At 75.3% G+C, this 20690-nt stretch carries 19 protein-coding genes; 10 read left to right on the top strand and 9 right to left on the bottom strand.

Translation table 11 applies throughout. The features are described 5' to 3' along the window. Position 1: 1 nt before the first annotated feature. The 3 genes from mfd to RI554_00495 all read right to left on the bottom strand — a co-directional run bounded on the left by mfd (position 2) and on the right by RI554_00495 (position 4270). Positions 2-3121: a transcription-repair coupling factor gene (gene mfd, locus RI554_00505; protein ID MDR9390490.1), complete on the bottom strand. Its 3120-nt coding sequence runs from the start codon at positions 3119-3121 to the stop codon at positions 2-4. A gap of 130 nt (positions 3122-3251) precedes the next feature. Next, positions 3252-4073, bottom strand: a complete 822-nt coding sequence (rsmI, locus tag RI554_00500; GenBank protein ID MDR9390489.1) for a 16S rRNA (cytidine(1402)-2'-O)-methyltransferase — start codon at positions 4071-4073, stop codon at positions 3252-3254. Continuing rightward, the gene (locus RI554_00495) at positions 4070-4270 is read right to left on the bottom strand and encodes a hypothetical protein (protein ID MDR9390488.1); all 201 of its coding nucleotides are present in this window, start codon (positions 4268-4270) and stop codon (positions 4070-4072) included. The genes rsmI and RI554_00495 overlap by 4 nt, the downstream gene beginning before the upstream one ends. 160 nt (positions 4271-4430) lie before the next feature. Between RI554_00495 and RI554_00490 the strand changes: the two genes are divergently transcribed. Genes RI554_00490 through RI554_00480 form a run of 3 tightly spaced genes read left to right on the top strand, consistent with a single transcriptional unit; the run spans position 4431 to position 5842 of the window. Beyond that, the gene (locus tag RI554_00490; protein MDR9390487.1) at positions 4431-5012 is read left to right on the top strand and encodes a YeeE/YedE thiosulfate transporter family protein; all 582 of its coding nucleotides are present in this window, start codon (positions 4431-4433) and stop codon (positions 5010-5012) included. Beyond that, entirely contained in the window at positions 5009-5503 is a 495-nt protein-coding gene (locus tag RI554_00485; GenBank protein ID MDR9390486.1) for a YeeE/YedE thiosulfate transporter family protein, read from the top strand. Before RI554_00490 ends, RI554_00485 begins: the two co-directional genes overlap by 4 nt. A gap of 27 nt (positions 5504-5530) precedes the next feature. Next, positions 5531-5842, top strand: a complete 312-nt coding sequence (locus RI554_00480; protein MDR9390485.1) for a metal-sensitive transcriptional regulator — start codon at positions 5531-5533, stop codon at positions 5840-5842. A 15-nt stretch (positions 5843-5857) separates the two neighbouring features. On the opposite strand, the gene RI554_00475 is transcribed toward RI554_00480, so the two are convergent. Both RI554_00475 and acnA read right to left on the bottom strand, forming a co-directional pair. Then, positions 5858-6994, bottom strand: coding sequence for a SpoIID/LytB domain-containing protein (locus RI554_00475; protein MDR9390484.1), 1137 nt, complete (start codon positions 6992-6994; stop codon positions 5858-5860). A 6-nt stretch (positions 6995-7000) separates the two neighbouring features. After that, positions 7001-9715 (bottom strand): aconitate hydratase AcnA, encoded by a 2715-nt coding sequence (acnA, locus tag RI554_00470; protein MDR9390483.1) that lies wholly within the window; start codon positions 9713-9715, stop codon positions 7001-7003. A gap of 81 nt (positions 9716-9796) precedes the next feature. Between acnA and RI554_00465 the strand changes: the two genes are divergently transcribed. The 3 genes from RI554_00465 to RI554_00455 all read left to right on the top strand — a co-directional run bounded on the left by RI554_00465 (position 9797) and on the right by RI554_00455 (position 13556). Further along, positions 9797-10495, top strand: a complete 699-nt coding sequence (locus RI554_00465; GenBank protein ID MDR9390482.1) for a hypothetical protein — start codon at positions 9797-9799, stop codon at positions 10493-10495. After that, positions 10492-10932, top strand: a complete 441-nt coding sequence (locus RI554_00460) for a hypothetical protein (GenBank protein ID MDR9390481.1) — start codon at positions 10492-10494, stop codon at positions 10930-10932. The genes RI554_00465 and RI554_00460 overlap by 4 nt, the downstream gene beginning before the upstream one ends. 119 nt (positions 10933-11051) lie before the next feature. Further along, positions 11052-13556 (top strand): hypothetical protein, encoded by a 2505-nt coding sequence (locus RI554_00455; protein MDR9390480.1) that lies wholly within the window; start codon positions 11052-11054, stop codon positions 13554-13556. Between the two features lie 97 nt (positions 13557-13653). On the opposite strand, the gene trxA is transcribed toward RI554_00455, so the two are convergent. The 3 genes from trxA to RI554_00440 form a co-directional block, all read right to left on the bottom strand. Next, positions 13654-13986 carry a thioredoxin gene (gene trxA, locus RI554_00450; protein ID MDR9390479.1) on the bottom strand — a complete coding sequence of 111 codons (333 nt, stop codon included), beginning with the start codon at positions 13984-13986 and terminating at the stop codon, positions 13654-13656. Between the two features lie 91 nt (positions 13987-14077). Then, the gene (locus tag RI554_00445; GenBank protein ID MDR9390478.1) at positions 14078-15310 is read right to left on the bottom strand and encodes an amidohydrolase family protein; all 1233 of its coding nucleotides are present in this window, start codon (positions 15308-15310) and stop codon (positions 14078-14080) included. A 1-nt stretch (position 15311) separates the two neighbouring features. Further along, the gene (locus RI554_00440) at positions 15312-16475 is read right to left on the bottom strand and encodes a CofH family radical SAM protein (protein ID MDR9390477.1); all 1164 of its coding nucleotides are present in this window, start codon (positions 16473-16475) and stop codon (positions 15312-15314) included. Between the two features lie 79 nt (positions 16476-16554). Here RI554_00440 and RI554_00435 point away from each other — a divergent pair, with 79 nt between their 5' ends. The 4 genes from RI554_00435 (at position 16555) to RI554_00420 (ending at position 19958) form a co-directional block, all read left to right on the top strand. Continuing rightward, positions 16555-17145, top strand: a complete 591-nt coding sequence (locus tag RI554_00435; protein ID MDR9390476.1) for a GNAT family N-acetyltransferase — start codon at positions 16555-16557, stop codon at positions 17143-17145. Positions 17146-17245: 100 nt separating this feature from the next. Further along, positions 17246-17881: a CBS and ACT domain-containing protein gene (locus RI554_00430; protein MDR9390475.1), complete on the top strand. Its 636-nt coding sequence runs from the start codon at positions 17246-17248 to the stop codon at positions 17879-17881. Continuing rightward, the gene (locus tag RI554_00425; GenBank protein MDR9390474.1) at positions 17878-19068 is read left to right on the top strand and encodes an acetoin utilization protein AcuC; all 1191 of its coding nucleotides are present in this window, start codon (positions 17878-17880) and stop codon (positions 19066-19068) included. The genes RI554_00430 and RI554_00425 overlap by 4 nt, the downstream gene beginning before the upstream one ends. Beyond that, positions 19065-19958, top strand: coding sequence for an NAD(P)-dependent oxidoreductase (locus tag RI554_00420; protein ID MDR9390473.1), 894 nt, complete (start codon positions 19065-19067; stop codon positions 19956-19958). Before RI554_00425 ends, RI554_00420 begins: the two co-directional genes overlap by 4 nt. Positions 19959-19962: 4 nt before the next feature. Here RI554_00420 and RI554_00415 read toward each other — a convergent pair whose 3' ends face one another. Next, positions 19963-20688 carry a methyltransferase domain-containing protein gene (locus tag RI554_00415; protein ID MDR9390472.1) on the bottom strand — a complete coding sequence of 242 codons (726 nt, stop codon included), beginning with the start codon at positions 20686-20688 and terminating at the stop codon, positions 19963-19965. Positions 20689-20690: the final 2 nt, after the last annotated feature.

The following is a 20690-nucleotide window of genomic DNA, read 5'->3' as shown; positions in this document are numbered from 1 at the left end:
CTCAGCCGACGACCTGCAACAGTTGCTGCAGCCGTTTCGGGAGGGCCTCGACCTCGAGGCCCTTCTTCTTGACGCTGAACCCCGGCGGGTAGCGCGTCGCTTCGGCGGTGAACGGCAGCTCGCGGAGGGCGCGCGGGTCGTACTCGAGTTCGTCGAACGCCTCGTGGAACGACACCTGCACGTCGGTCATGTGCTCCGCGATCGAGGCGACGCCCTTCTGCCGCGCGATCAGGCGCAACTTCACGAGATCGAAGAACGCCGCGACCTCCGGGGGGAACGGACCCCGCGCCTCGCGGACCTCCTTCGCGACGCGCGCCACCTCGGCCAGGCCAGTGGCTTCGGCGAGGCGTCCGTACGTCGCGATGCGTTCGTCGTCGTCCGGCAGGTAGGTCGGTGTGAGGCGCGCGTCGACGTTCAGGTCGATCGCGACGGGCGGCGTCGCGTGCGTCGGGGCTTCGCCCTTGAGTTTCGCGACCTCCTCGGCGAGCAGTTCGGTGTAGACCTCCAGCGACACCGCACTGACGTGCCCGTGCTGCTCGGGCCCGAGGAGGTTGCCGACCCCGCGGATCTCCATGTCCTTCTCCGCGAGGCGGTGACCGGAGCCGAGGTCCCCCAACTCGTGGATGGCGTAGAGGCGTTTCTGGGCCTGCTCCTTGAGGCGCCCGGGGTACAGCAGGTACGCCCACGCCTCGGTGCGGCGGCGACCGACGCGCCCCCGCAACTGGTAGAGCTGCGCCAGACCGAGGCGGTCGGCGCGCTCGATGATCAACGTGTTCGCCCCCTCGACGTCGAGGCCGGACTCGACGATCGTCGTCGAGAGCAGCACGTCGAAGGCGCCCCCCTCGAAGTTCAGCATCACCGACTCGAGGTCGGCGGGATCCATCCGGCCGTGCGCCACCCCGATGCGCGCTTCGGGCACGAGCTGCTGCAACGTCTTCGCCCGCATCGCCATGGAGCCGATGCGGTCGTGGATGTAGTACGTCGTCCCGCCCCGCTCGAGCTCGTGCAGGATCGCGCTGCGGACCGTCACCGGGTCGTAGGGCTGCAGCACCGTCCGGATCGGTTTCCGGCCGGCGGGCGGCGTCATGATCTGGCTGACGTCGCGCAGGCCCACCAGACTCATGTACAGCGTCCGCGGGATGGGGGTCGCGGACAGCGAGAGCACGTCGAGGTTCGCGCGGAGGCTCTTGAGGCGCTCCTTCTGCCCCACCCCGAAGCGGTGCTCCTCGTCGATGATCAACAACCCCAACCGCGCGAAGCGGACCGCTTCGTTCAGCAGCCGGTGCGTCCCGATCACGACGTCGATCGTGCCGTCGCTCAGGCCCTCGAGCGTCGCGCGGGCTTCCGTGTCGCTGGCGAAGCGCGACAACAACGCCACCTCGACCGGGAGGCCGTCGAAGCGCGCGGCGAACGTATCGAAGTGCTGTTTCGCGAGGACCGTCGTGGGGACCAGCATGGCGACCTGCCGGCCGTTGGCGACGGCGCGCAGCGCCGCCCGGATCGCCACCTCGGTCTTGCCGAACCCCACGTCGCCGCTCACGAGGCGGTCCATGGGGATGCTGGACTCCATGTCGGCGAGGGTGGCCTCCACCGCGGTCGCCTGGTCCGGCGTGAGTTCGTACGGGAAGTTCGCTTCGGCCAGGCCCCGCCAGCTCTCCTGCTCGGGAAAGGCGGTGCCCTGCGTCACTTGGCGTTGCGCGTACGTCTTGATGAGTTCCGCTGCGAGCGCTTGCGCACTGACGCGCGCCTTCTCCTTGGCGCGCGACCACTCGTTCGTCCCCAACGTCGAGAGGCGCGGCGGTTCGTCGCTCGTGCCGGGGTGGCGCCGCAACAGCGGGAGCTGCTCGACGGGGAGGTAGAGCTTGCCCTCCCCGGCGTAACGGAGTTCGAGGTAGTCCCGCGCGACGCCCAACACCGACCGGGACTCGAGCCCCTGAAAGCGTCCGACGCCGTGGTCGGGGTGGATCAAAAAGTCGCCGACCGCGAGTTGGCTGGCGTCCTGCACGCTGCGGCCCGGCAGGCGCTTGAGGGCGCGGGCCCCCTGGTGGCCGTACAGCAGGTCCTCGCTCAGGACGACCTCGCGGCGGGCGTCGTCGCGGTACCCGCCCTCCGTCCGGCCCCCGAGCACGAGGCGCAGCGCGCCCGACGCGCCGGGCGGCCGCGCGCCGGCATCGGGCGGGGGGACGTGCGACGCCCACGCCGGATCGAGGTGCCCGAGGAGGCGCTCCTGGAGGTAGCGACCGGTGCGTTCGAAGCGCACCAGAACCGCGACGTCGAACCCGTCGCGCAACCACGTTTCGACGTCCGCCGCGGCGTCCTCGAGGCGGGCGCGGTAGTAGTCGAGCGGCGCGACGTCGCGCTCGCGTTCGGGGAGGTCCAACGGATCGCGCCCGAACGACGTGACGCGGCGCTCCGCAAGCCGCGCCCAGAGGGCGCGCGCGTCGGCCGCGTCGAGGACGCTTTCGACGAGCTCCGGGGCGTCGAGGAAGACCGGGCCGGGCAGGGCCTCCAGGACGGTCGACGTCCAGGCGTCCTCCTCGTCCTCGAAGAGCGGCGCGTCGCGCCGGGGGCGGAGCGCGAAGCGGTCGCGGGCGACGCCGTTCTCGCGGACCTCGTCGAGGTCGTCCCCGAAGAACCCCAAGCGAAGCTGCGGGCCGTCGGGGTCGTCCCCCAGGTAGACCGTCACGGTGTCGCCGTGCACCTGCACGCCGGGCGTCGCGTCGCGGGGGTACCCGAAGGCGTCGAGCCGGTCGAGCAGGTCGCTGCGGGGGAACGACGCGCCGGGCGCGAAGGCCAGCTCGTAGCGTTCGGGGTCGGCGGGGAACGCCCGGACGGCGTGCTCGAACGTCGCGATCACCAGGTCGCTGCGTTCCCCCCAGCCGTCCAGGTCGGGGTCGGTCGTGACCGGCGCCCCGAACGCCGCGGCGCCCTCGAAGAGGGGCGCACGCTCGGGCGTCGTCAGGACGACGCGCGGCCCCGCGTCCCGCGCGACGCGCGCGAGGCGCGCGACGGCGGGAAGGCCTGCGATCCGGCCGCCGTCCGCGGGGGCGGGCGGCGGGGCGGGCGTGCGCGCGGAGGGGTCCGGCGCCGCGGGGGGCGGGGGCGTCGTGCGGTCGCTCATCCTGGGTTGCTCATGCTGGGGGTGCGCAGGTTGGGGTCGCGCGCGAGGGTGCGTGCGCGGGGGCGCAAAGCCTTAGGGTAGCAGGCCGGCGCGCGCGGGCGGGCGTTCGGCCGACGACGCGCCCGCGACGCTAGCCTTCCTCCCCGTCGAGGGCGGCGCGGTACGCGTCGTTCTTCGCCACCCCGAGCGCGACCAGGGCGTCGCGTAGGGTCCGGCCGGTGACGCCGGCGCCGCGCAGCGCCGCGGCGTAGCGGTCCGCCTCCCCGGGGGGCGGACCCGGCGCCCCCTCGGGTGCGCCCCCGACCACCACGACGCACTCGCCGCGCGGCGGGTCGGCGGCGGTGGCGGTCGCGAGGTCCGCGAGCGACCCGCGGAGGGTGGTCTCGAAGCGTTTCGTGAGTTCGCGCGAGAGGCTCGCGGGGCGGTCCCCGCCGCAGGCCTCGGCGAGGTCGGCGAGGGTGCCGGGGACGCGCCCGGGCGCCTCGTACAGCGCCGTCGTCTCCGGGCGGGCGGCGAGCCGAGCGAGGCGGTCTCCGCGGTCTCGGCCCTTGCGGGGGAGGAACCCCTCGAAGGTGAAGCGGGCGACCGGGAGGCCGGACAGGACGAGGGCGGGCAGCACGGCGCTGGGGCCCGGCAACGCCTCGACGTCGTGCCCCGCGTCCAGCGCGAGGCGGACGAGGTCCGCGCCGGGGTCGCTGACGCCGGGCGTGCCGGCGTCGGTGACGTAGGCGACGGTCGCGTGCTCGGCGAGGAGGCCGGGGCCGCGCGTGGGGATCGTGTGGGCGTCGAGCCGCACGAGGGGGGTGGCGATCCCGTGCTCGCGAAGCAGCGTCGCGCTGCGCCGGGTGTCCTCCGCCGCGACGACGTCGGCGCCTCCGAGCACGTCGAGGGCGCGCAACGTCACGTCGCGCAGGGCCCCGATCGGCGTGGGGACGAGAACGAGGCGGCTCACGCCCCGCCGCCGGCGGGAACCGGGCGGCGGCGCGCGCGCGAGCGCCTCGGCGCGTTGCGGCGCAGAGCGGCCCGCAACGTCGCGCGCACGAGCTCCCCCTCGCCGACCGTCACGGTGACCACGGCACCGTCGGGGAGGCGGACGCCCTCCTCGAGGCGGACCACCTCGCCGCGGACGACGCCCCTATAGGCCCGCACGGGCCCTCCGGGCGGGGGCCGCGACCCGGAGGGGTCGTGCGGCGCGGGAGGCGCAGGAGACGCGGGAACGGCGGTGTCTCACGGGCGCAGGGTAGCAGGTCGCCGGCGCGCGGTCCGCCGCCCTTGATGCGTCGGTGGACGCGCGGGTACCGTACCCCCCATGGGTATCGAGACCTGGCTCACGTCGCCGTGGCCGTGGTGGCTGGCCGGCCCCCTCATCGGGGCGGTCGTGCCGCTGTTGTTGTGGATCGGCAACAAGGCGTTCGGCGTCTCCTCCTCGCTGCGGCACGCCTGCGCGATCCTGCCCGGCGGGCCGGCGTACTTCCGCTACGCCTGGCGCGACGTCGGCGGGTGGAACCTCCTCTTCGCCCTCGGGATCGTGCTGGGCGGCGCCGTCGCCGCCCTCGGCCAGGCCCCCCTCACCGTGGCGTCCGCCACGCGCGACGCGCTCGCGGCGTACGGCGTGACGCCCGACGGCGGTCTCGCCCCCGCCGCGCTCGCCTCCGCCGACGCGCTGCGCCGCCCCGCGGTCTGGGCGTTCCTGCTCGCCGGAGGCTTCCTGGTGGGGTTCGGGGCGCGGTGGGCGGGCGGCTGCACGTCGGGGCACGCCATCACCGGGCTCGCCACCCGCCAGCTCCCCTCCCTCCTCGCGGTGATCGGTTTCTTCGCCGGCGGGCTGGTCGGGACGCACCTGCTGCTGCCGGTCCTGCTGCCGGCGTTGACCGGCGGGGGTGCCGCATGACGACGCCGGGCCCCACCGCCACGCCGCACCCGCCCGACTGCGCGGAGACCCCGGCCGCGCGCCGCGGCCTCGGGGCGCGCGCGGCGCTCGCCTACCTCGCGGCCGGCGCGGCCTTCGGGCTGGTGCTGGTCCGCAGCGAGGTCGTCGCCTGGTGGCGCATCCAGGAGATGTTCCGCTTCGACGCCTTCCACATGTACGGCGTCATCGGCTCCGCCGTCCTCGTGGCGATGGTCGGCGTGACGCTCCTGCGCCGCTCCGGCGCGCGCGCCCTCGACGGGACCCCGATCGCCGTGCCCCCGAAGGAGGGCGGCCTCCCGCGCACCCTGGGGGGCGGCTCCGTCTTCGGGCTCGGGTGGGCGCTCGTCGGTGCCTGCCCCGGCCCCATCCTCGCCCTGGTCGGCGCGGGGCTCCCCGCCTTCGCCGTCGTGCTGATCGGGGCCCTGCTCGGCACCTGGACGTACGGCGCGACCCGCCGCCACCTGCCCCACTGACGCCCCACCCCCGAACAGGAGACCCCCATGCCCGACGCCCCGACCCCCGACCCGGCCACCACCCCCACCACCGCGACCGTCGCGATCCCCCCCGAGGAGAAGAAGCGCATCCTCAACCGCCTCAAGCGCCTCGAGGGCCAGGTGCGGGGCCTGCAACGCATGGTCGACGAGGACCGCTCCTGCACCGACATCCTGACGCTGCTCGCCGGCGTCCGCAGCGCCCTCGACGCGACCGGGGACGCCGTCCTGGAGCACTACGTCGAGCGCTGCCAGGCGGACTTCGCGTCGGGCCAGGGGGACCTCGGGGACCTGCTGGCCGCCGTCAAGCTGGCGCGCTGAGGGGCGCGGCGCGCGTCAGCGCGCCGCCAGCACCGGGTCGCGCGGCAGCGCCGCGACCCGCGTCCCGGGGTAGTAGAAGCGCAGGATCTGTTCCGCGGTGCGGCCCTGCCGGGCGAGGCCCATCGCCCCGTACTGGCTGAGGCCGACGCCGTGCCCCCAGCCGTCGCCGCGCACCGACAGGGGACCGGTCGACGTCACCCGCGTCGACTTGAGGCCCGCGCCGCGCAGGACCCGCGTGAGGCGCGGCCCCGCCAGCGTCACGGAACCCGCGGTCCCCTCGATCACCGCGCGACTCGCGCGGCCCGACGCGCTCGTCTCCGTGATCCGGAGGCGGGTCGGCGTCCCGACGTCGCGGCCCTCCGCCGCCAACGCCGCCGCCAGGCGGGCCGGGGCGAGGGTCGCCGTCCAGCCGCGGTGCGGGCTGGCGACGGCAACGTCCTCGCGCGTGCGGAGGTAGCTGCGGTCGTACCCCCACACCTCCGCCGCGGACGCCGTCCGCCCGCCGGAGTCGGCGTGGTAGTACGTCCGCGCCACCTCCCCGCCGGCGCGCACCACGCGCCCCTCCGTCGCGCGGACGGCGGCGTCGGTGCGGGGGTCCTCCGCCGCGACGCCGTCGTACACCTGGCACAAGAGGGTCGCGCAGATGTCGTACGGCGCCGCCGGATCGAGGTTCGCCACCGTGTACGTCCGCGCGGCGATCGCCTGCGCCTCGAGCGCCGCGGCCGGCCATTCGGCCGGCACCTCCGCCGGCACGACCCCCCGGAGGTACGCCTCGAGGTCCACGACGTTCACGAGGCGCAGCGCCCCGTCCGCCGCCTCGAGCCGCAACGCGCCGCGGTAGCGGCGGCCGTCGACCTCGATGACGCCCGACGCGGGCGCCAGCGTGAGCCACGGCCCGACGCGGAACCCCGCGGCGTACAGTTGGTCGCCGCGCACCTCCACCGGCCAGTCGAGTGGGGTGGCGCTGCGCCTCGCGGCGCGCTCGGTGCGCACCTCGTGCGGCCCGTCGATGCGCGCCTCGTAGCGCTCGACGTCCTCGGCGAGCAGGACGCGCAACGCCACGCTCCCCGCGGGCGGGGCGGGCGTCGCGGGCGCCTGCGCCGCGGCGATCGCGGCGCAGGCGGTCAGGAGGAGGACGACGAGCGCGCGCACGGGCGCTCAGGCGGTCGCGGCGTTCGCTTCGGCGAAGAGGCGGCGGAGCACCGTGTGGAGGATGCCGCCGTTCTTGTAGTAGTCGATCTCGACCGGCGAATCGAGGCGGGCGACGGCCTCGAAGCGGGTGACGGTGCCGTCCTCCGCCGTCGCGGTGACCGGCACGACCCCGCCCGGCTCGAGCGCGTCGTCGACGTGGATCGTGTACGTCTCCAGGCCGCTCAGGCCGAGCGCGTCGGCGCTCTCGCCGTCGCGGAACTGCAGCGGCAGGACCCCCATCCCGATGAGGTTCGAGCGGTGGATGCGTTCGTAGCTCGCGGCGATCACCGCACGCACCCCCAGCAGGTAGGTGCCCTTCGCCGCCCAGTCGCGGCTGCTGCCCATCCCGTAGTCGTGCCCGGCGAGCACGACGGAGGGGATGCCGGCCGCCTGGTAGCGCTGGGCGGCGTCGTAGATGAAGCTCACCTCACCGGTCGTGACGTCGGTCGTGTAGCCCCCCTCGGTGCCCGGCGCCAGCTGGTTCTTGAGGCGGATGTTCGCGAACGTCCCGCGCGTCATGATGCGGTCGTTGCCGCGCCGGGAGCCGTAGCTGTTGAAGTCGCGTTGCGCGACGCCCTTCTCGCGCAGGTAGCGACCCGCGGGGGTGTCGGGCGCGATCGCGCCGGCGGGACTGATGTGGTCGGTCGTGACGGAGTCCCCGACCTTCACCAGGACCCGCGCGCCCTCGATCGGGCGGATCGGCGCGACGTCGGGCGCCATGTCCTGGAAGAACGGCGGCTCCTGGACGTAGGTGCTGTCCTCGTCCCAGGCGTACAGCTCGCCGCCCTTCACGGGGATCGCGTTCCACGCCTCGTTGCTTTCCTCGATGCCGTCGTACATCCGGCGGAACGTCTCGGGGTTCATCGCCGCCTCGAGGTGCGCCGTGACGTCCTCGTGGGTCGGCCACAGGTCGCGCAGGTAGACCGGCTCGCCGGCGTCGTCCGTGGCGATCGGCTCGTTCACCAGGTCGACGTGCACCGTCCCGGCCAGCGCGTAGGCGACCACCAACGGCGGGCTCGCGAGGTAGTTCGCCTTGACGTGCGGGTTGATGCGGCCCTCGAAGTTGCGGTTCCCGGACAGGACGCTGGCGGCGACCAGGTCGCCCTCCTGGATCGCCTGCGCGACCGCGTCGGGCAGCGGCCCGGAGTTCCCGATGCAGGTGGTGCAGCCGTAGCCGACGAGGTAGAAGCCGACCTTCTCGAGGTGCGGCATGAGGCCGGTCTCGGTGAGGTACTCCGTGACGACCTTGCTGCCGGGCGCGAGGCTGGTCTTCACCCACGGTTTCGCGTGCAGGCCGCGCTCGGCCGCCTTCTTGGCGACCAGGCCGGCGGCCAGCATCACCGACGGGTTGCTCGTGTTCGTGCAGGACGTGATCGCGGCGATCACCACGTCGCCGTGCGTCAGCTCGTGCGTGCCGTTGGCATCCTCGAACGTCGCGTGCGACGCGAGCTCCGCCTCGCTCAGTTCGAAGCCGCGCTCCGCGGCGGGTTTCACGAGGTCCGCCTCGAACGTCGTCTTCATGGCGCTCAGGCGGATGCGGTCCTGCGGCCGCTTGGGGCCCGCGAGGCTCGGGTCGACGCTGCCGAGGTCGAGGTGCAGCACGTCCCGGAAGGTCGGCGTCGGCGCGCCCGGCTCGCGGAACAGGCCGTTGGCCTTGGCGTAGCGCTCGACCGCCTCCACCTCGTCGTCGAGGCGGCCGGTCTGCCGCAGGTAGCGCAGCGTCTCCGCGTCGGTCGGGAAGAAGCCCATCGTCGCGCCGTACTCCGGCGCCATGTTCGCGATCGTGGCGCGGTCCGGCACCGTCATCGCGTCCAGGCCGTCCCCGAAGAACTCGACGAACTTGCCGACCACGCCGTGCTCGCGCAGCATCTGCGTCACGACCAACACCAGGTCCGTCGCGGTCGCGCCCTCGGCGAGGCGGCCGGTGAGTTCGAAGCCGACCACCTCGGGCGTCAGCATGTAGATCGGTTGGCCGAGCATGACCGCTTCCGCTTCGATCCCGCCGACCCCCCACCCGACGACCCCGAGGCCGTTGATCATGGTGGTGTGGCTGTCGGTCCCGACGAGGCTGTCGGGGTAGACGACCTCGCCACCCTCCTCGGGGCGGCTCTGGACGCCCTTGGCGAGGTACTCGAGGTTCACCTGGTGCACGATCCCCGAGGCGGGCGGCACGACCCCGAAGTCGTCGAACGCCGCCTGCCCCCAACGGAGGAACTCGTAGCGTTCGCGGTTGCGTTCGAACTCGATCTCCGCGTTCTGCAGCAGCGCCAACGGCGAGTCGTACTGGTCGACCTGGACGCTGTGGTCGATCACCAGGTCGACGGGCACCTGCGGGTTGATGGTCTTCGGGTCGCCGCCCATCCGGTGCATCGCGCTGCGCAGCGCCGCGAGGTCGACGACGGCGGGCACGCCGGTGAAGTCCTGCAGCACCACGCGGGCCGGCATGAACGGCACCTCGTGCTTGGCGGGGTTCGTCGCGTCGTACGACGCGAGGTTCAGCACGTCCTCGCGGCGCACGACGAAGCCGTCCTCGTTGCGCAGCAGCGACTCGAGCAGCACCTTGACGCTGTAGGGCATGCGGTCGATGGCGCCGTGGCCCTGGTCCTGGAGGGTCGCGAGGCGGTAGTAGAACGCCTCCCCCGACCCGGTCTGGAAGGTGTGGCGGGCACCGAAACTGTTCACGGACATGGGAGCCTCCTGACGCGCGCCGGCGCGGCGGGCGCACGGGGTACGTGCCCCGAGTGTCGTACGCTTCTACGTGACGTGAAGGATACCGAGTCACATGCCCACCCCGCGTCGCCCGACCGGCCGCCGGACGCCCCCCGCGTCCGCGTGGTCCGCGACCGGACGCAGGCGACGCTCCTGCTCGACGCCCGCCACCGCGCCCACCTGGCGCCCTTCCTGGGGCGCGCCGCCACCGTCGGCGAAGCGGCCGACGCGTCGGGCGCGAAACCGAACACCGTCCTCAAACGCGTGCGCCGCCTGCACGACGCCGGCCTGCTCGAGGTCGTGGCCACCGAACCGCGGCGGGGCCGCCCCCGCCGCCGCTACCGGGCCGTCGCCGACGTGTTCTTCGTGCCGTTCGAGGCGTCCGCCGCCGACGACCTCGACGACGCCCTCGCGGACCGCGAGGCGTGGGTCGCGCGGCTGCTTCGGCGCAGCGTCGTGCGCGCCCGCAGCGAAGCGATCGGGACGTGGGGGACGCGCATCTACCGCGACGCCCGGGGGCGCGTCCAGGTGCAGATGGCGGTCCGCCCCGACGCCGACGTCGCCCCCCTCGACCCCGACGGTCCCGCCGTCCTGTCCGCCTGGCGGGAGGACCTGATGCTGGACTACCCCGACGCGAAGGCGCTCCAACGCGACCTGGTCGAGCTCCTGGGGCGCTACGAAGCGAAACGCGGCGCGCAACGCTACGTCCTGCACCTCGGGCTCGCCCCCGTCGCCGCGGAGGACACCCCGTGAGGCGCACGGCGGCGGCCCTCCTCGCCGCGCTGCTGCTCGGCGCGTGCGCCCCCGCCGCGCGCCCCGACGCCGGACCGCCCCCCACGGACGCGACCCCGACGGAGGCGACCCCGACGCCCACCGACGCGACCGCCACGCCTACGGACGCCACGCCCGCGGTCGAACCGCCCGAACCGACCGCGGTCGTGCCGAACGACCCGACCGACCTGGAGCGCGTCGCCTGGCTCGCGTGGCTGGAGATGGAGGCGGCCCGGCTCCGCACGGGCCGCTACGACACCGAGGCGTTGCTGGACCTGGCGCTGCCCAGCGGCGTGCGCTGGACCGTGACGCGCATCGCCGCCGACGACTACGCCCTCCGCGTCGACCGCGACGGCGACGCCGCCGCCTACCGGGTGGCGCCGGCCGGCGTCGCGCCGTTCGAGGGGCCGCGCGACTAGGGCGTGCTGCAGGCGCCACGGAGCCGCGCCGAAGCGCGTGCTACCTTCCAGGCAGACCGACGGCGCCGCCCCCGCGGCGCCGTCGCGCGTCCCCGCCCTTGCCTCAGGGAGGCCCCCGCATGCCGCACCACCCGCCGTTCGCCGCACCCCACCGCCGCCCCACCACCCGCCTCGCCCCCCACCTCGTCGCCATCCTCGCCGTCACCGTCGGGGCGCTCGTCGGGAGCGCCGTCGCGCAAACTCCGCCCCTCGAGCGGCTCGCGCCCATCGAGACCGTCCTGGCGCTCGGGGTGAGCGGCGACGCCGACCTCGCCGCGACCCTCGACGCGGACCTGCCCGACGCGCTCGCCGCGCTCGACGACGACGGCGACGCCGCGGCGGCGTGGGAGGCCCTCACGTCGTTCCTGACCGACCTGGCGGACGCCGGTGCGTTGGAGCTCGACGCCGCCGACATGGACGTCGATCTCGGCGCGCTCGGGGCGCTCGGGGGGCTCGGGGGGCTCACCCCGACCCTGCCCGGCGACGGCGCCCGGGGCGCTCTCGACGACGCCACCGCCACCCTCGAGGCGACCTGTCCCGGCCTGCAGGCGGCCGGCGACGCGTTGACGATGCGGGCCTGGGCGGAGGACCTGCTGCTCGCCGTCGCCGCCGACCGCTTCACGCCCATCCCCGGCGCCCTCGCGCTGGCGCGGGTCGAGGCGGACGCCGCCGCGACCGCCGCGGACCTCCACGACCTGCTCGTGTCCTGCTACGGCGGCGACGTGCTCGGGGACGTCGACGGCACCGAACTGCGCGTCCTGTTCGACGGCAGCGACCTGCCCCTCGTCGTCGCGCGCGACGGCCGGCACTACCTGGTCGGGACCCGACCCGACCTGGTGCGCGGTGCGCTGCGTCGACTCGGGGGTGCGGACGAGCCCTCCCTCGCCGACCAGCCGGTCGGCGACCTCCTGGAGGGCGGGCCCGGCGCGCGCCTCGCGTGGAACGCCGCCGGCCTCGCCGGCGTCGTCGAGGGGCTGGTCCCGAGCGGCATGACCCCCGACCTCGACGTCGCGCGGGAGCGCGCCGTGGCGCTGCTCCGGACCCTCGGGGCGGGCGGCGCCCGCCTCGACGTCGACGCGGGCGGCGCCACGATGCGCGGGGTGTTCACCCCCGACGCGGACGGCGGCGACGCGGCGTTCCACGCCCTCGCGACGTGCGAAGGCTGCGCCCTGGAGGGCGCGAGCGCCCTCCCCGGGGGCGGGGTCGCGGCGCAGACGTCGACGCTCCGTCCGGCCGCCTGGCTCGATTGGTTGGACGGCATCGCCCGCGACCTGACGGCCCCGACGGGCACGCCGGTCGGCGTCCGCGACCTGCTGGAGCAGCAGGCCGGCCTGGAGGTCGACGCGATCTTCGGCGACTGGATCGCCGGGGAGCTGCAACGCGTCCGCCTGGGCTCCCCCAACGACGACCTGGACGCCCTCGTGTTCGGGGCGCCCACCGTGTGGCGCATCCCCGCCACCGACGAGGCGGGCGCCCGCGCGGCGCTGGACGCCCTCGAGGCGGGCCTCGAGCGCCTGAACGAGCCGGGGAACGTCGGCGGGCAGCTGTTGGGCGAGTCGCTGGGCGACCCGCTGGCCGACGCGGTGCCCCTCCTGGCGCTCGAGCGGACCGACGTCGCCGGCCTCCCCGGCCTCCGCGTGCGGGTGGGCCCCAGCACCGACGTCGCGTTCGTGGTGCACGACGGTGCCGCCTGGATCGCGTCGCCCGCCTCCGCCCTGGCGCGCGCCCTCGCGGCGGACGGCGTCGCGACCGACGCCGCCGGCTTCGATGCGCTCCCCACCCCCGCCGGCGACCGGATCGGCTGGCGCTACGCCGACCCCCGCCCCGACCTGGCCGCCACCGCCGACCTGCTGGACACCCTCGCGCAACCGCTCGCGTTCGGGGCCTCGACGGCGCTCGCCGCGGCGCTCGACGAGGCGCGCGACGCACCCGAGACCCCCAGCGAACGCGGCCCGGGGGCGTTCGGGGGGCCGACCGACCTGGCGGACGCGATCCCGATGGTCGCCCAGCCCGGGGTGCTGGATGCGCCCCGCGATCCGCTCACGGCGGACGCGCCGATCGAGGCGCGGCGCGGCGACGGCGAGGTCGTCCTGGGGGGCGGGGCGTCGGTCGACCTGTACGAACTTCCCGACCTCCCCGACGGCGCCGAGGTGCGCGTCGAGCTGACGAGCGACGCGTTCGACACGTACCTCTACCTGTACGACGGCGCGACCGGCGAGCTGCTGCTGGAGAACGACGACGCGCCGGACACCCGCCGGTCGGAGCTGGCGTTCGTCGCCGACGGTCGCGCGTTGGTCGTGGGCGTCGGGGCGTTCTTCGACGGCGGGAGCGGACCCTACGAGCTCGCCCTCCGCGTCGAGGCGCCCGAGGGCGCGCCGGATGCGGGCGACGGCCCGACCGACGCGCCGACCGACGCGCCGGCGCTGCCCGACGCCGCCCCCGACCTGCGGACGCTGCTCCCCCTCGCGGAGATTCTGCCCGACGCCGTGCGCCTGCTCGAGGACCGCGCCGACGTCGGAGGTGGGGTCGTGACGCGCGAGGACGGCACGATCCGGCACGAACGGCGCATCGCCTTCGACTGGTGAGGGGCCCGGCCGGCGTCCGCCCCGCGCCGGTGGGCGGACCGCCACGCGAACGCGCCCCGGGGAGACCCCCGGGGCGCGTCGACGTGGGTGCGTCCGCTCAGGCGGAGGCGGGCAGGTGCTTGTCGATGCGGGCGGCGTAGGCGTTCTTCGGCATCGCGCCGACCATCGTGTCCACCACCTCGCCGTCCTTGAACAGCACGACGGTCGGGATCGACATCACCCGGTACTGCATCGCGGTCTTCGGGTTGTCGTCGACGTTGAGCTTGCCGACCTTCACCTGTCCCGCGAGCTCGTTGGAGAGCTCCTCGATCACGGGGCTCACCATCCGGCACGGTCCGCACCAGGGCGCCCAGAAATCCACCAACAGAAAGCCTTCGGACGCTTCGGTCTCGAAGTTCGCGTCGCTCAGTTCCAGCATGTGTTCGGTCATGGTCGTCTCCGCCTCCCAAGGGGGAAAAGTCGTACGGGGGGCGCGCCGGCCCCGCGTCCCGGTAGGGTACCGCCCGCACGCGCGACCCGTGTCAAATCGCCGACGAAGCCCGCCCCGCCTCGTCCCCCGCCCCGTCCTTCGCTTCGCCCCCCTCGGGCGGCGCGACCGCGCCGTCGGCGTCGATCCGCCACGTCGCGACGGCGTCCGCCGGCGCGCCGCGCGTGATGCGCGGCGTCGCGAGCCCCAACGCCCGGTAGCCGCCCTTCACCGCCGCGCGCACCAGCCCCCCGACGTGCGCCCGCTCGCCGTGCAGCGCCTGCGCCGCGGCGACCTCCGCCTGGACGTCCAGCGAGGGGCTGCTGCCGCGCGAATCGGTGCCGAACGCGACCGTCGCGCCGTGCGCGGCGTACGTCTCCCACGGGAAGCGTCCGGTGCCCAGCGCGGCGTTGGACCGGGGACAGTGCACGACGACCGACCCCGAGCGCTCGATGCGTTTCACGTCCGCCTCGTCGACCTGCACCCCGTGCACGAGGGTCGGGGCGGCCTCGAGCACCCCGAGCGCCTCGAGGTACCCGACCGGCGAGCGGCCCGACGGTCGGAACGCCCCCATCAGGTCGCCCATCAGCTCGCGCAACGGACCGTCGCCCGTCGCGTGGAGGCGCACCTCCGAGGGGGACTCCGCGACGTGGATCTGCAGCGGCAGGTCGTTCGCCTTCGCCAACTTCGCCAACTTCGTCAGCAGCGGCGCGGACACCGTGTGCGGCGCGTGGGGCGACAGCCCTACCCGCAGCCCGTCGGGTCGGGCCTGGGCGCGGAAGGCGCGCAGCTTCGCGACGACGTCGTCGAAGACGCGCTCCGCGTCGGCGGGGTCGGGCGCGACGACCTCCCAGTAGGCGACGCCCGTCAGGTTCGGTTGCTCCAGCAGCCACTGCATGACGGTTTCGTCGGCGACGACGTCCCCGAACGCCGCGACGCCGGACCGTCGCACCTCCGCCAGACCGACCTTCGCGGCCTCCAGCCCCCGACCGCCGGCGGCGCCGTGCGCCAGGACGGCGCGCACGAACGCCTCGTAGTCGCCCGGGGCGTACGGCATCGTGGAGAGGTCCAGGTGCACGTGGGCGTTCACCGGGGCGGGCGACAGGGCGAAGCCGTCGTCGCGGACGTCGGCGTCCGGCCAGCGGCGCGCCGCCTCGTCGTCCGACCCGACGTACAGCACGACGGCGTCGCCCGCCGCCTCCTGCACCACCATCACGCCCCCCTCGACCGGGTGCCCCAGGCCGCCGTACACCGCCCGCGCCCGCCGCCGCGTCCGGGTGAGCGCCACGTCAGACGGCGGTCGGCTGGGCCTGCGGGTCGCCGGGGGCCGCGCCGCCCTCGGGCGGCGCGGCGAGGAGCGCGTCGACGTCGGGTTCCGCCACGATCTCGTAGAGGCTGCCGCGCTGTTTCGGGACGTAGCCGGCCTCGACGATCTGCCGGACGATCTCGCGTTCGGGCGTCGCGCGGTGCTTCGCCCCCGCCTGGCTGACGACGTTCTCCTCGAGCATGGTGCTGCCGAAGTCGTTCGCGCCGAACCGCAACGCGGTCTGCGCGACCTTGTAGCCCATCGTCGGCCACGACGCCTGGTGGTTGTCGACGTTGTCGAGGAACAACCGCGCGGTAGCGACGTTGCGGAGGTACTCCGACGGACCGGCGCCCGGCGCCTTGCCGTCGATGCGGACGCCCTCGGTCTGCAACGTCCAGGAGATGAACGCGCTGAAGCCGTTGCCGTACGTCGCGAGCGCCCGGTCCTGCTGGTCGCGGATGCGTTGCAGGCTGGCGATGCGTTGCGCGAACGTCTCCCCGAAGCCGATCACCATCGTCGCGGTCGTGTAGAGCCCCAACGACTGGGCGGCGTCCATGACGTCGATCCACTCGTCGCTCGAGATCCGCGCGGGTGAGATGTGCTTCGCGTGGCGCACGTCGTCGACGAGCATCTCTCCGCCCCCACCGGGCAGGCCGTCGAGGCCGGCGGCGTGCAGCTCGGCCAGCACCTCGCGGGCGCTCATGCCGGTCATCTTCGCCATGCCCTTGATCTCCTCGGGGCTGAACGCCTCGACGCGGATCGTGGGGTGGTGCGTCTTGAGGTAGCGCATCAGGTCGAGGTACCACGAGAACGCGAGGGTCGGGTGGACGCCGCCCTGCATCAACACCCGCGTCCCGCCGACCGCCTCGAGCTCCCGCAGTTTCGCGCCGATCTGCTCGTACGACAGCACGTAGCTGTCGGCCTGCCGGCGGGTGCGGTAGAACCCGCAGAAGCTGCAGCCGATCGTGCAGACGTTCGAGTAGTTCACGTTGCGGTCGATCAGGTACGTCACGACCCCCGGGTCGGTGCGGAGGGCGCGCACCGCGTCCGCCGCCCCCGCGAGGGCGAAGAGCGGCACGTCGCGCAGCTCCGCCGCCCGTTCGGGCGTGAGGCGTTCGCCGCGCGCGGCGTGGGTCAGCAGGTCCATGCGGGAGAGGGTAGCACCGGCGCCCGGCCGGTTCGGTGCCCGAGGGAACCGGTCGCCGGGCCCGCGGTAGCGTGTCGGCGTGCCCGACCCCGTCCACCCGCGCCGCCTGGTCGGCGACGCGCCCCGCCCCTTCGACGCCGGCCTGGACGTCTTCCGCGCCCCGGCGAAGCAGGAGGCGGCGGTCGCGCGCCTCGCGCGCGACCCCGCCGCGTTCGTGTGGGTGGTGGAGCGGGGGGACGCGACGATCGGGTACCTCACCGTGCAGCCCCCCGACCCGGTCGAGCGGTGGGGGACGCTGCGGCGCGGTCCCGGCGGCGACGCGACGTACGAGATCGGCGCGATCGAGGTCGCGCCCCGCGCCCGCGGGGCGGGGCACGGGTCGGCGCTGCTGGACGCGGCCTTCGGTGGGGGGCGGTTCGACGACGCGGTGGTGCTGGCGGTGCTGTACGCCTGGCACTACGACCTCGCGCGCCGCGGCCTCGGGGCGCTGCAGGTCCGCCGGGCGCTGCAACGCTTCTACGCCCGCGTCGGCTTCGAGACGCGCGCGACGACCGATCCCGACATCACCGAGGATCCCGCGAACGCCCTGTTGGTCCGGGTCGGGCCGCACGCCCCCGCCGCCCTCGTCGCGGCGTTCGAGGCGCTCCGCGTGCGGCCTCCGGGCGACTGAGCGGCGCGGTATCCTGCCCCCGTACGCCGAATCGGTTCCCCAGGTCGTTCCCCAGGCCGTTCCCCAGGGGATTCCCGAGGGCGTCCCCGAGGAGGTCCCCGTGCAGGTCGCCGACGTCATGACGCGCGACGTGATTCACGCGCCGCCCCACGCGACGGTGGAGGCGGCGATCGCCCTGCTGGCGCGCCACGCCGTGCGGCACCTCCCGGTCCTCGAGGACGGCGTGCTGGTGGGCATCGTCAGCGACCGCGACCTGCGCGCGGTCGGGGGGGAGCACCCCGGCGCGCCGGTCGGTGCGGGGCCCCACACGCCCCTCGCGGAGGTGGCGCGCACGCCGGTGTGGACCGCGCACCCGCGCGACCCGGTGCAGGTGGCGGCGGCGACGATGCGCGACCAGCGCGTCGGCGCCCTCCCGGTCGAGGCGGGCGGCGCCCTCGTGGGGATCGTCGCGAGCAGCGACCTGCTCGCGGCGCTCCTCGCGATGACGGGGGCGGGCGGGGCGGCGACCCGCATCGAGGTCGACCTCCCCCACCGCCCCGGCGCGCTGGCGGAGGTCCTGCGCATCGTTGCGGACGCCGGCGTGCAGGTCCGCAGCGTCGTCACGCCGCGCAGCGACGCGACGTCGGCGCGCTTCGCGCTGCAGCTGGACACGATCGATGCGCGCACCGTCCGCGCCCGCCTGCGGCGCGCCGGGTTCGCCGTGTCCGACCCCGGCGCGGAGGACGGCGGGGCGTGAGGCACGACGTCGCCTTCGTCCACGCCCCCGAGCTGGCGGCGTGGCGGTTGGCGCCCGACCACCCGTTCCGGCCCGACCGCGTCGCGGTCCTCGAGGACCTGTTGCGCCGTACCGGCCTCCTGCACGACGCGCACGTGGTGCCCCCCGCCCCCCTGCCCGACGGGGCGTTGGCGGCGGTGCACGCCCCGGCCTACCTCGACGTCGTCGCCCGCGCGTCGCGCGGCGACGCGCCCGACGACCTGCTGCGCTGGGGCCTGGGGACGCCCGACACGCCGGTGTTCGAAGGGATGCACGAGGCGGTGGCGGGCGTGTGCGCCGCCACGACGCACGCCGTCGACCGGGTCCTGGACGGCGCCGCGGCGCGCGCCGCGGCGTTCGCCGGCGGCCTGCATCACGCGTTCGCCGACCGCGCGTCGGGGTTCTGCATCTACAACGACCTCGCCGTCGCGATTCGGCGCGCCCGCACCCGCGGGGCGCGCGTCGCCTACGTCGACGTCGACGCGCACCACGGCGACGGCGTGCAAGCGGCGTTCTACGACGACCCCGACGTCCTGACGTTCAGCCTCCACGAGTCGGGCCACCACCTGTTCCCCGGGACGGGTCACGGCTACGAACTCGGGCGCGGCGCGGGCCGCGGCTGGTCGCTCAACCTGCCGCTGGAGCCGTTCAGCGACGACGCGGCGGTCCTGGAGGCGTTCGATCTCGTCGCGCCCGAGGCGCTGCGCGCCTTCCGGCCCGACCTGGTGGTGCTGCAGGCCGGCGCGGACGCGCACGCCCGCGACCCGCTCGCCGACCTGTCGCTCACGCTGCGCGGCTACCGGGACCTCGTCGCGCGCGTCGTGGCGCTCGCCGACGCGTACGCCGGGGGGCGGATCGTCGTGACGGGCGGCGGCGGTTACGCCGCCTTCGACGTCGTGCCGCGCGCCTGGGCGCACGCCTGGGCGACGCTCGTCGACGCCGACCTCCCCGACGTCCTCCCCGACGCGTGGCGGACCCGCTGGGCGGAGGTGGCGGGCGCCCCCCTCCCCGCGTCGGCGTGGGACGATGACGAGGTGGGGCGCGTGCCCGCCGCGCAGCGGCGGGCGGCGGCGGACCACGACCGGGCGGTCGCCCGGCGCCTGCTGCGCATCGCCCACCCCCTCTGGGAGGCCGCGAGCGACCCGGCCGCGGGGAAGGAGACGACGTGAACATCGGATTCGTGGGGCTCGGCACGATGGGCGCCCCCATGGCGGGGCGCCTGCTGGCGGCGGGGCACGCCGTGACGGTGCACAACCGGACGCGCGAGCGCGAGGCGCCCCTCGCGGAGCGCGGGGCGGCGCGGGCCGCGACGCCCGCCGCCGCGGCGGCGGGGGCGGACCTCGTGATCACGATGGTGAACGACACGCCCGACGTGCGCGCCGTCGCGGAGGGCGAGGACGGCGTCCTCGCCGGGCTCGCGCCGGGCGCGACGTGGGTGGACGCGTCCACCATCGCGCCGGACGCCGCCCGCGACCTAGCCGACGCCGCCGCGGCGCGCGGCGCGCAGGCGCTCGACGCGCCGGTGAGCGGCGGCTCGGAGGGGGCGAAGCAGGGCACCCTGTCGATCATGATCGGTGGGGACGCCGCCGTCCTGGAGGCGGTCCGGCCGGCGCTCGAGGTGCTGGGCTCGACGTTGACGCACGTCGGGCCGGCGGGCGCCGGCCAGATCGCGAAGGCGGTGAACCAGGTGGTGATCGCCGGGACGTACGCCGCGGTGGCGGAGGGGCTCGCGCTGGCGCTGGCGGCGGACGTCGACGAGGCGAGGGTGCTCGAGGCGATCTCCGGGGGGGCGGCGGGGTCGTGGGGCCTCACGCACCGCGGACCGAACATGCTGGCGGGCCGCTACCCGCTGGGCTTCCGGACGCGGCTGCACCGCAAGGACCTCGGCATCGCCCTCGCCGCCGCGGAGGCGCTCGGGGTCCCGCTCCCGTTGGCGGCGCAGGTGGAGCAGGCGGAGGTGCAGTTGATCCGGCGGGGGTACGGCGACGAGGACGTGAGCAACGTCGCGCGCCTCGCGCGGGAGGCGGCGGGGGTCGACCCGGGATCCGGGGAGGCCTGACGCCTCAGGCGGGCCGGCGGGCGAACGCCCAGACGCGTTCGTCCTCGTCCCGGGCGGGGTCGGCGCCGGGGTAGGTGACGACGTCCACGTCGGCGAACCCGGCCGCGCGCAGGAGGCGGCGCAGGTCGCCCGGGTCGTAGGGGCGCTCGACGTGCACCTCGGTGAACGGGCCCTCGGGGCCGTCGCAGTGCGCCTCGACGGTGGCGAGGTCGGTGACGGGGTCGTAGTGGTGCGTCCAGCGGTAGTACACGTCGTCCGCCCAGCCCTCCGCGCGGCCGCCCCACAGGTCGCGGAGCCCCGCCCGGGTGTTCGCGTCGAACGCGAACACCCCCCCGGGCTCCAGGTGGGCGTGCACCCCGCGCGCCGTGGCGAGGAACGCCGCGTCGTCGAGCAGGTTGTTGAGCGCATCGAAGACCGAGTAGATCAGGGCGTAGCGGCGCGGCAGCGCCAACGCGGTGGCGTCCCCCACGTGGAACGTCACGTCCGGGAGTCGCTCGCGTGCGACGGCCAGCATGGCGGGGGCGCGGTCGAGCCCTTCGACGTCGAACCCGCGGACCACGGCGGGCCGGGTGGCGTTGCCGGTGCCGCAGGCGAGGTCGAGGAGCGGCCCGCCGGCGAAGCCGCGGCGGGTCGCTTCGCGGACGAGGAAGACGAACCAATCGTCGTACGCGACGTCGCTCATGAGGGCGTCGTAGACGCCGGCGAGGCGGGTGTAGGGGGCGGCGCGCACGG

Source organism: Trueperaceae bacterium, from assembly GCA_031581195.1.
Taxonomy (GTDB): domain Bacteria; phylum Deinococcota; class Deinococci; order Deinococcales; family Trueperaceae; genus SLSQ01.
The sequence above is the reverse complement of the archived record's forward strand: the minus strand, read 5'-3'. Positions and strand labels throughout refer to the sequence as shown.

Bases quoted from the DNA above. Each gene is read 5' to 3' on its own strand.
- mfd (MDR9390490.1), bottom strand. From the start codon at position 3,121: ATGAGCGACCGCACGACGCCCCCGCCCCCCGCGGCGCCGGACCCCTCC.
- RI554_00490 (MDR9390487.1), top strand. From the start codon at position 4,431: ATGGGTATCGAGACCTGGCTCACGTCGCCGTGGCCGTGGTGGCTGGCC.
- RI554_00485 (MDR9390486.1), top strand. From the start codon at position 5,009: ATGACGACGCCGGGCCCCACCGCCACGCCGCACCCGCCCGACTGCGCG.
- RI554_00480 (MDR9390485.1), top strand. From the start codon at position 5,531: ATGCCCGACGCCCCGACCCCCGACCCGGCCACCACCCCCACCACCGCG.
- RI554_00455 (MDR9390480.1), top strand. From the start codon at position 11,052: ATGCCGCACCACCCGCCGTTCGCCGCACCCCACCGCCGCCCCACCACC.
- trxA (MDR9390479.1), bottom strand. From the start codon at position 13,986: ATGACCGAACACATGCTGGAACTGAGCGACGCGAACTTCGAGACCGAA.
- RI554_00440 (MDR9390477.1), bottom strand. From the start codon at position 16,475: ATGGACCTGCTGACCCACGCCGCGCGCGGCGAACGCCTCACGCCCGAA.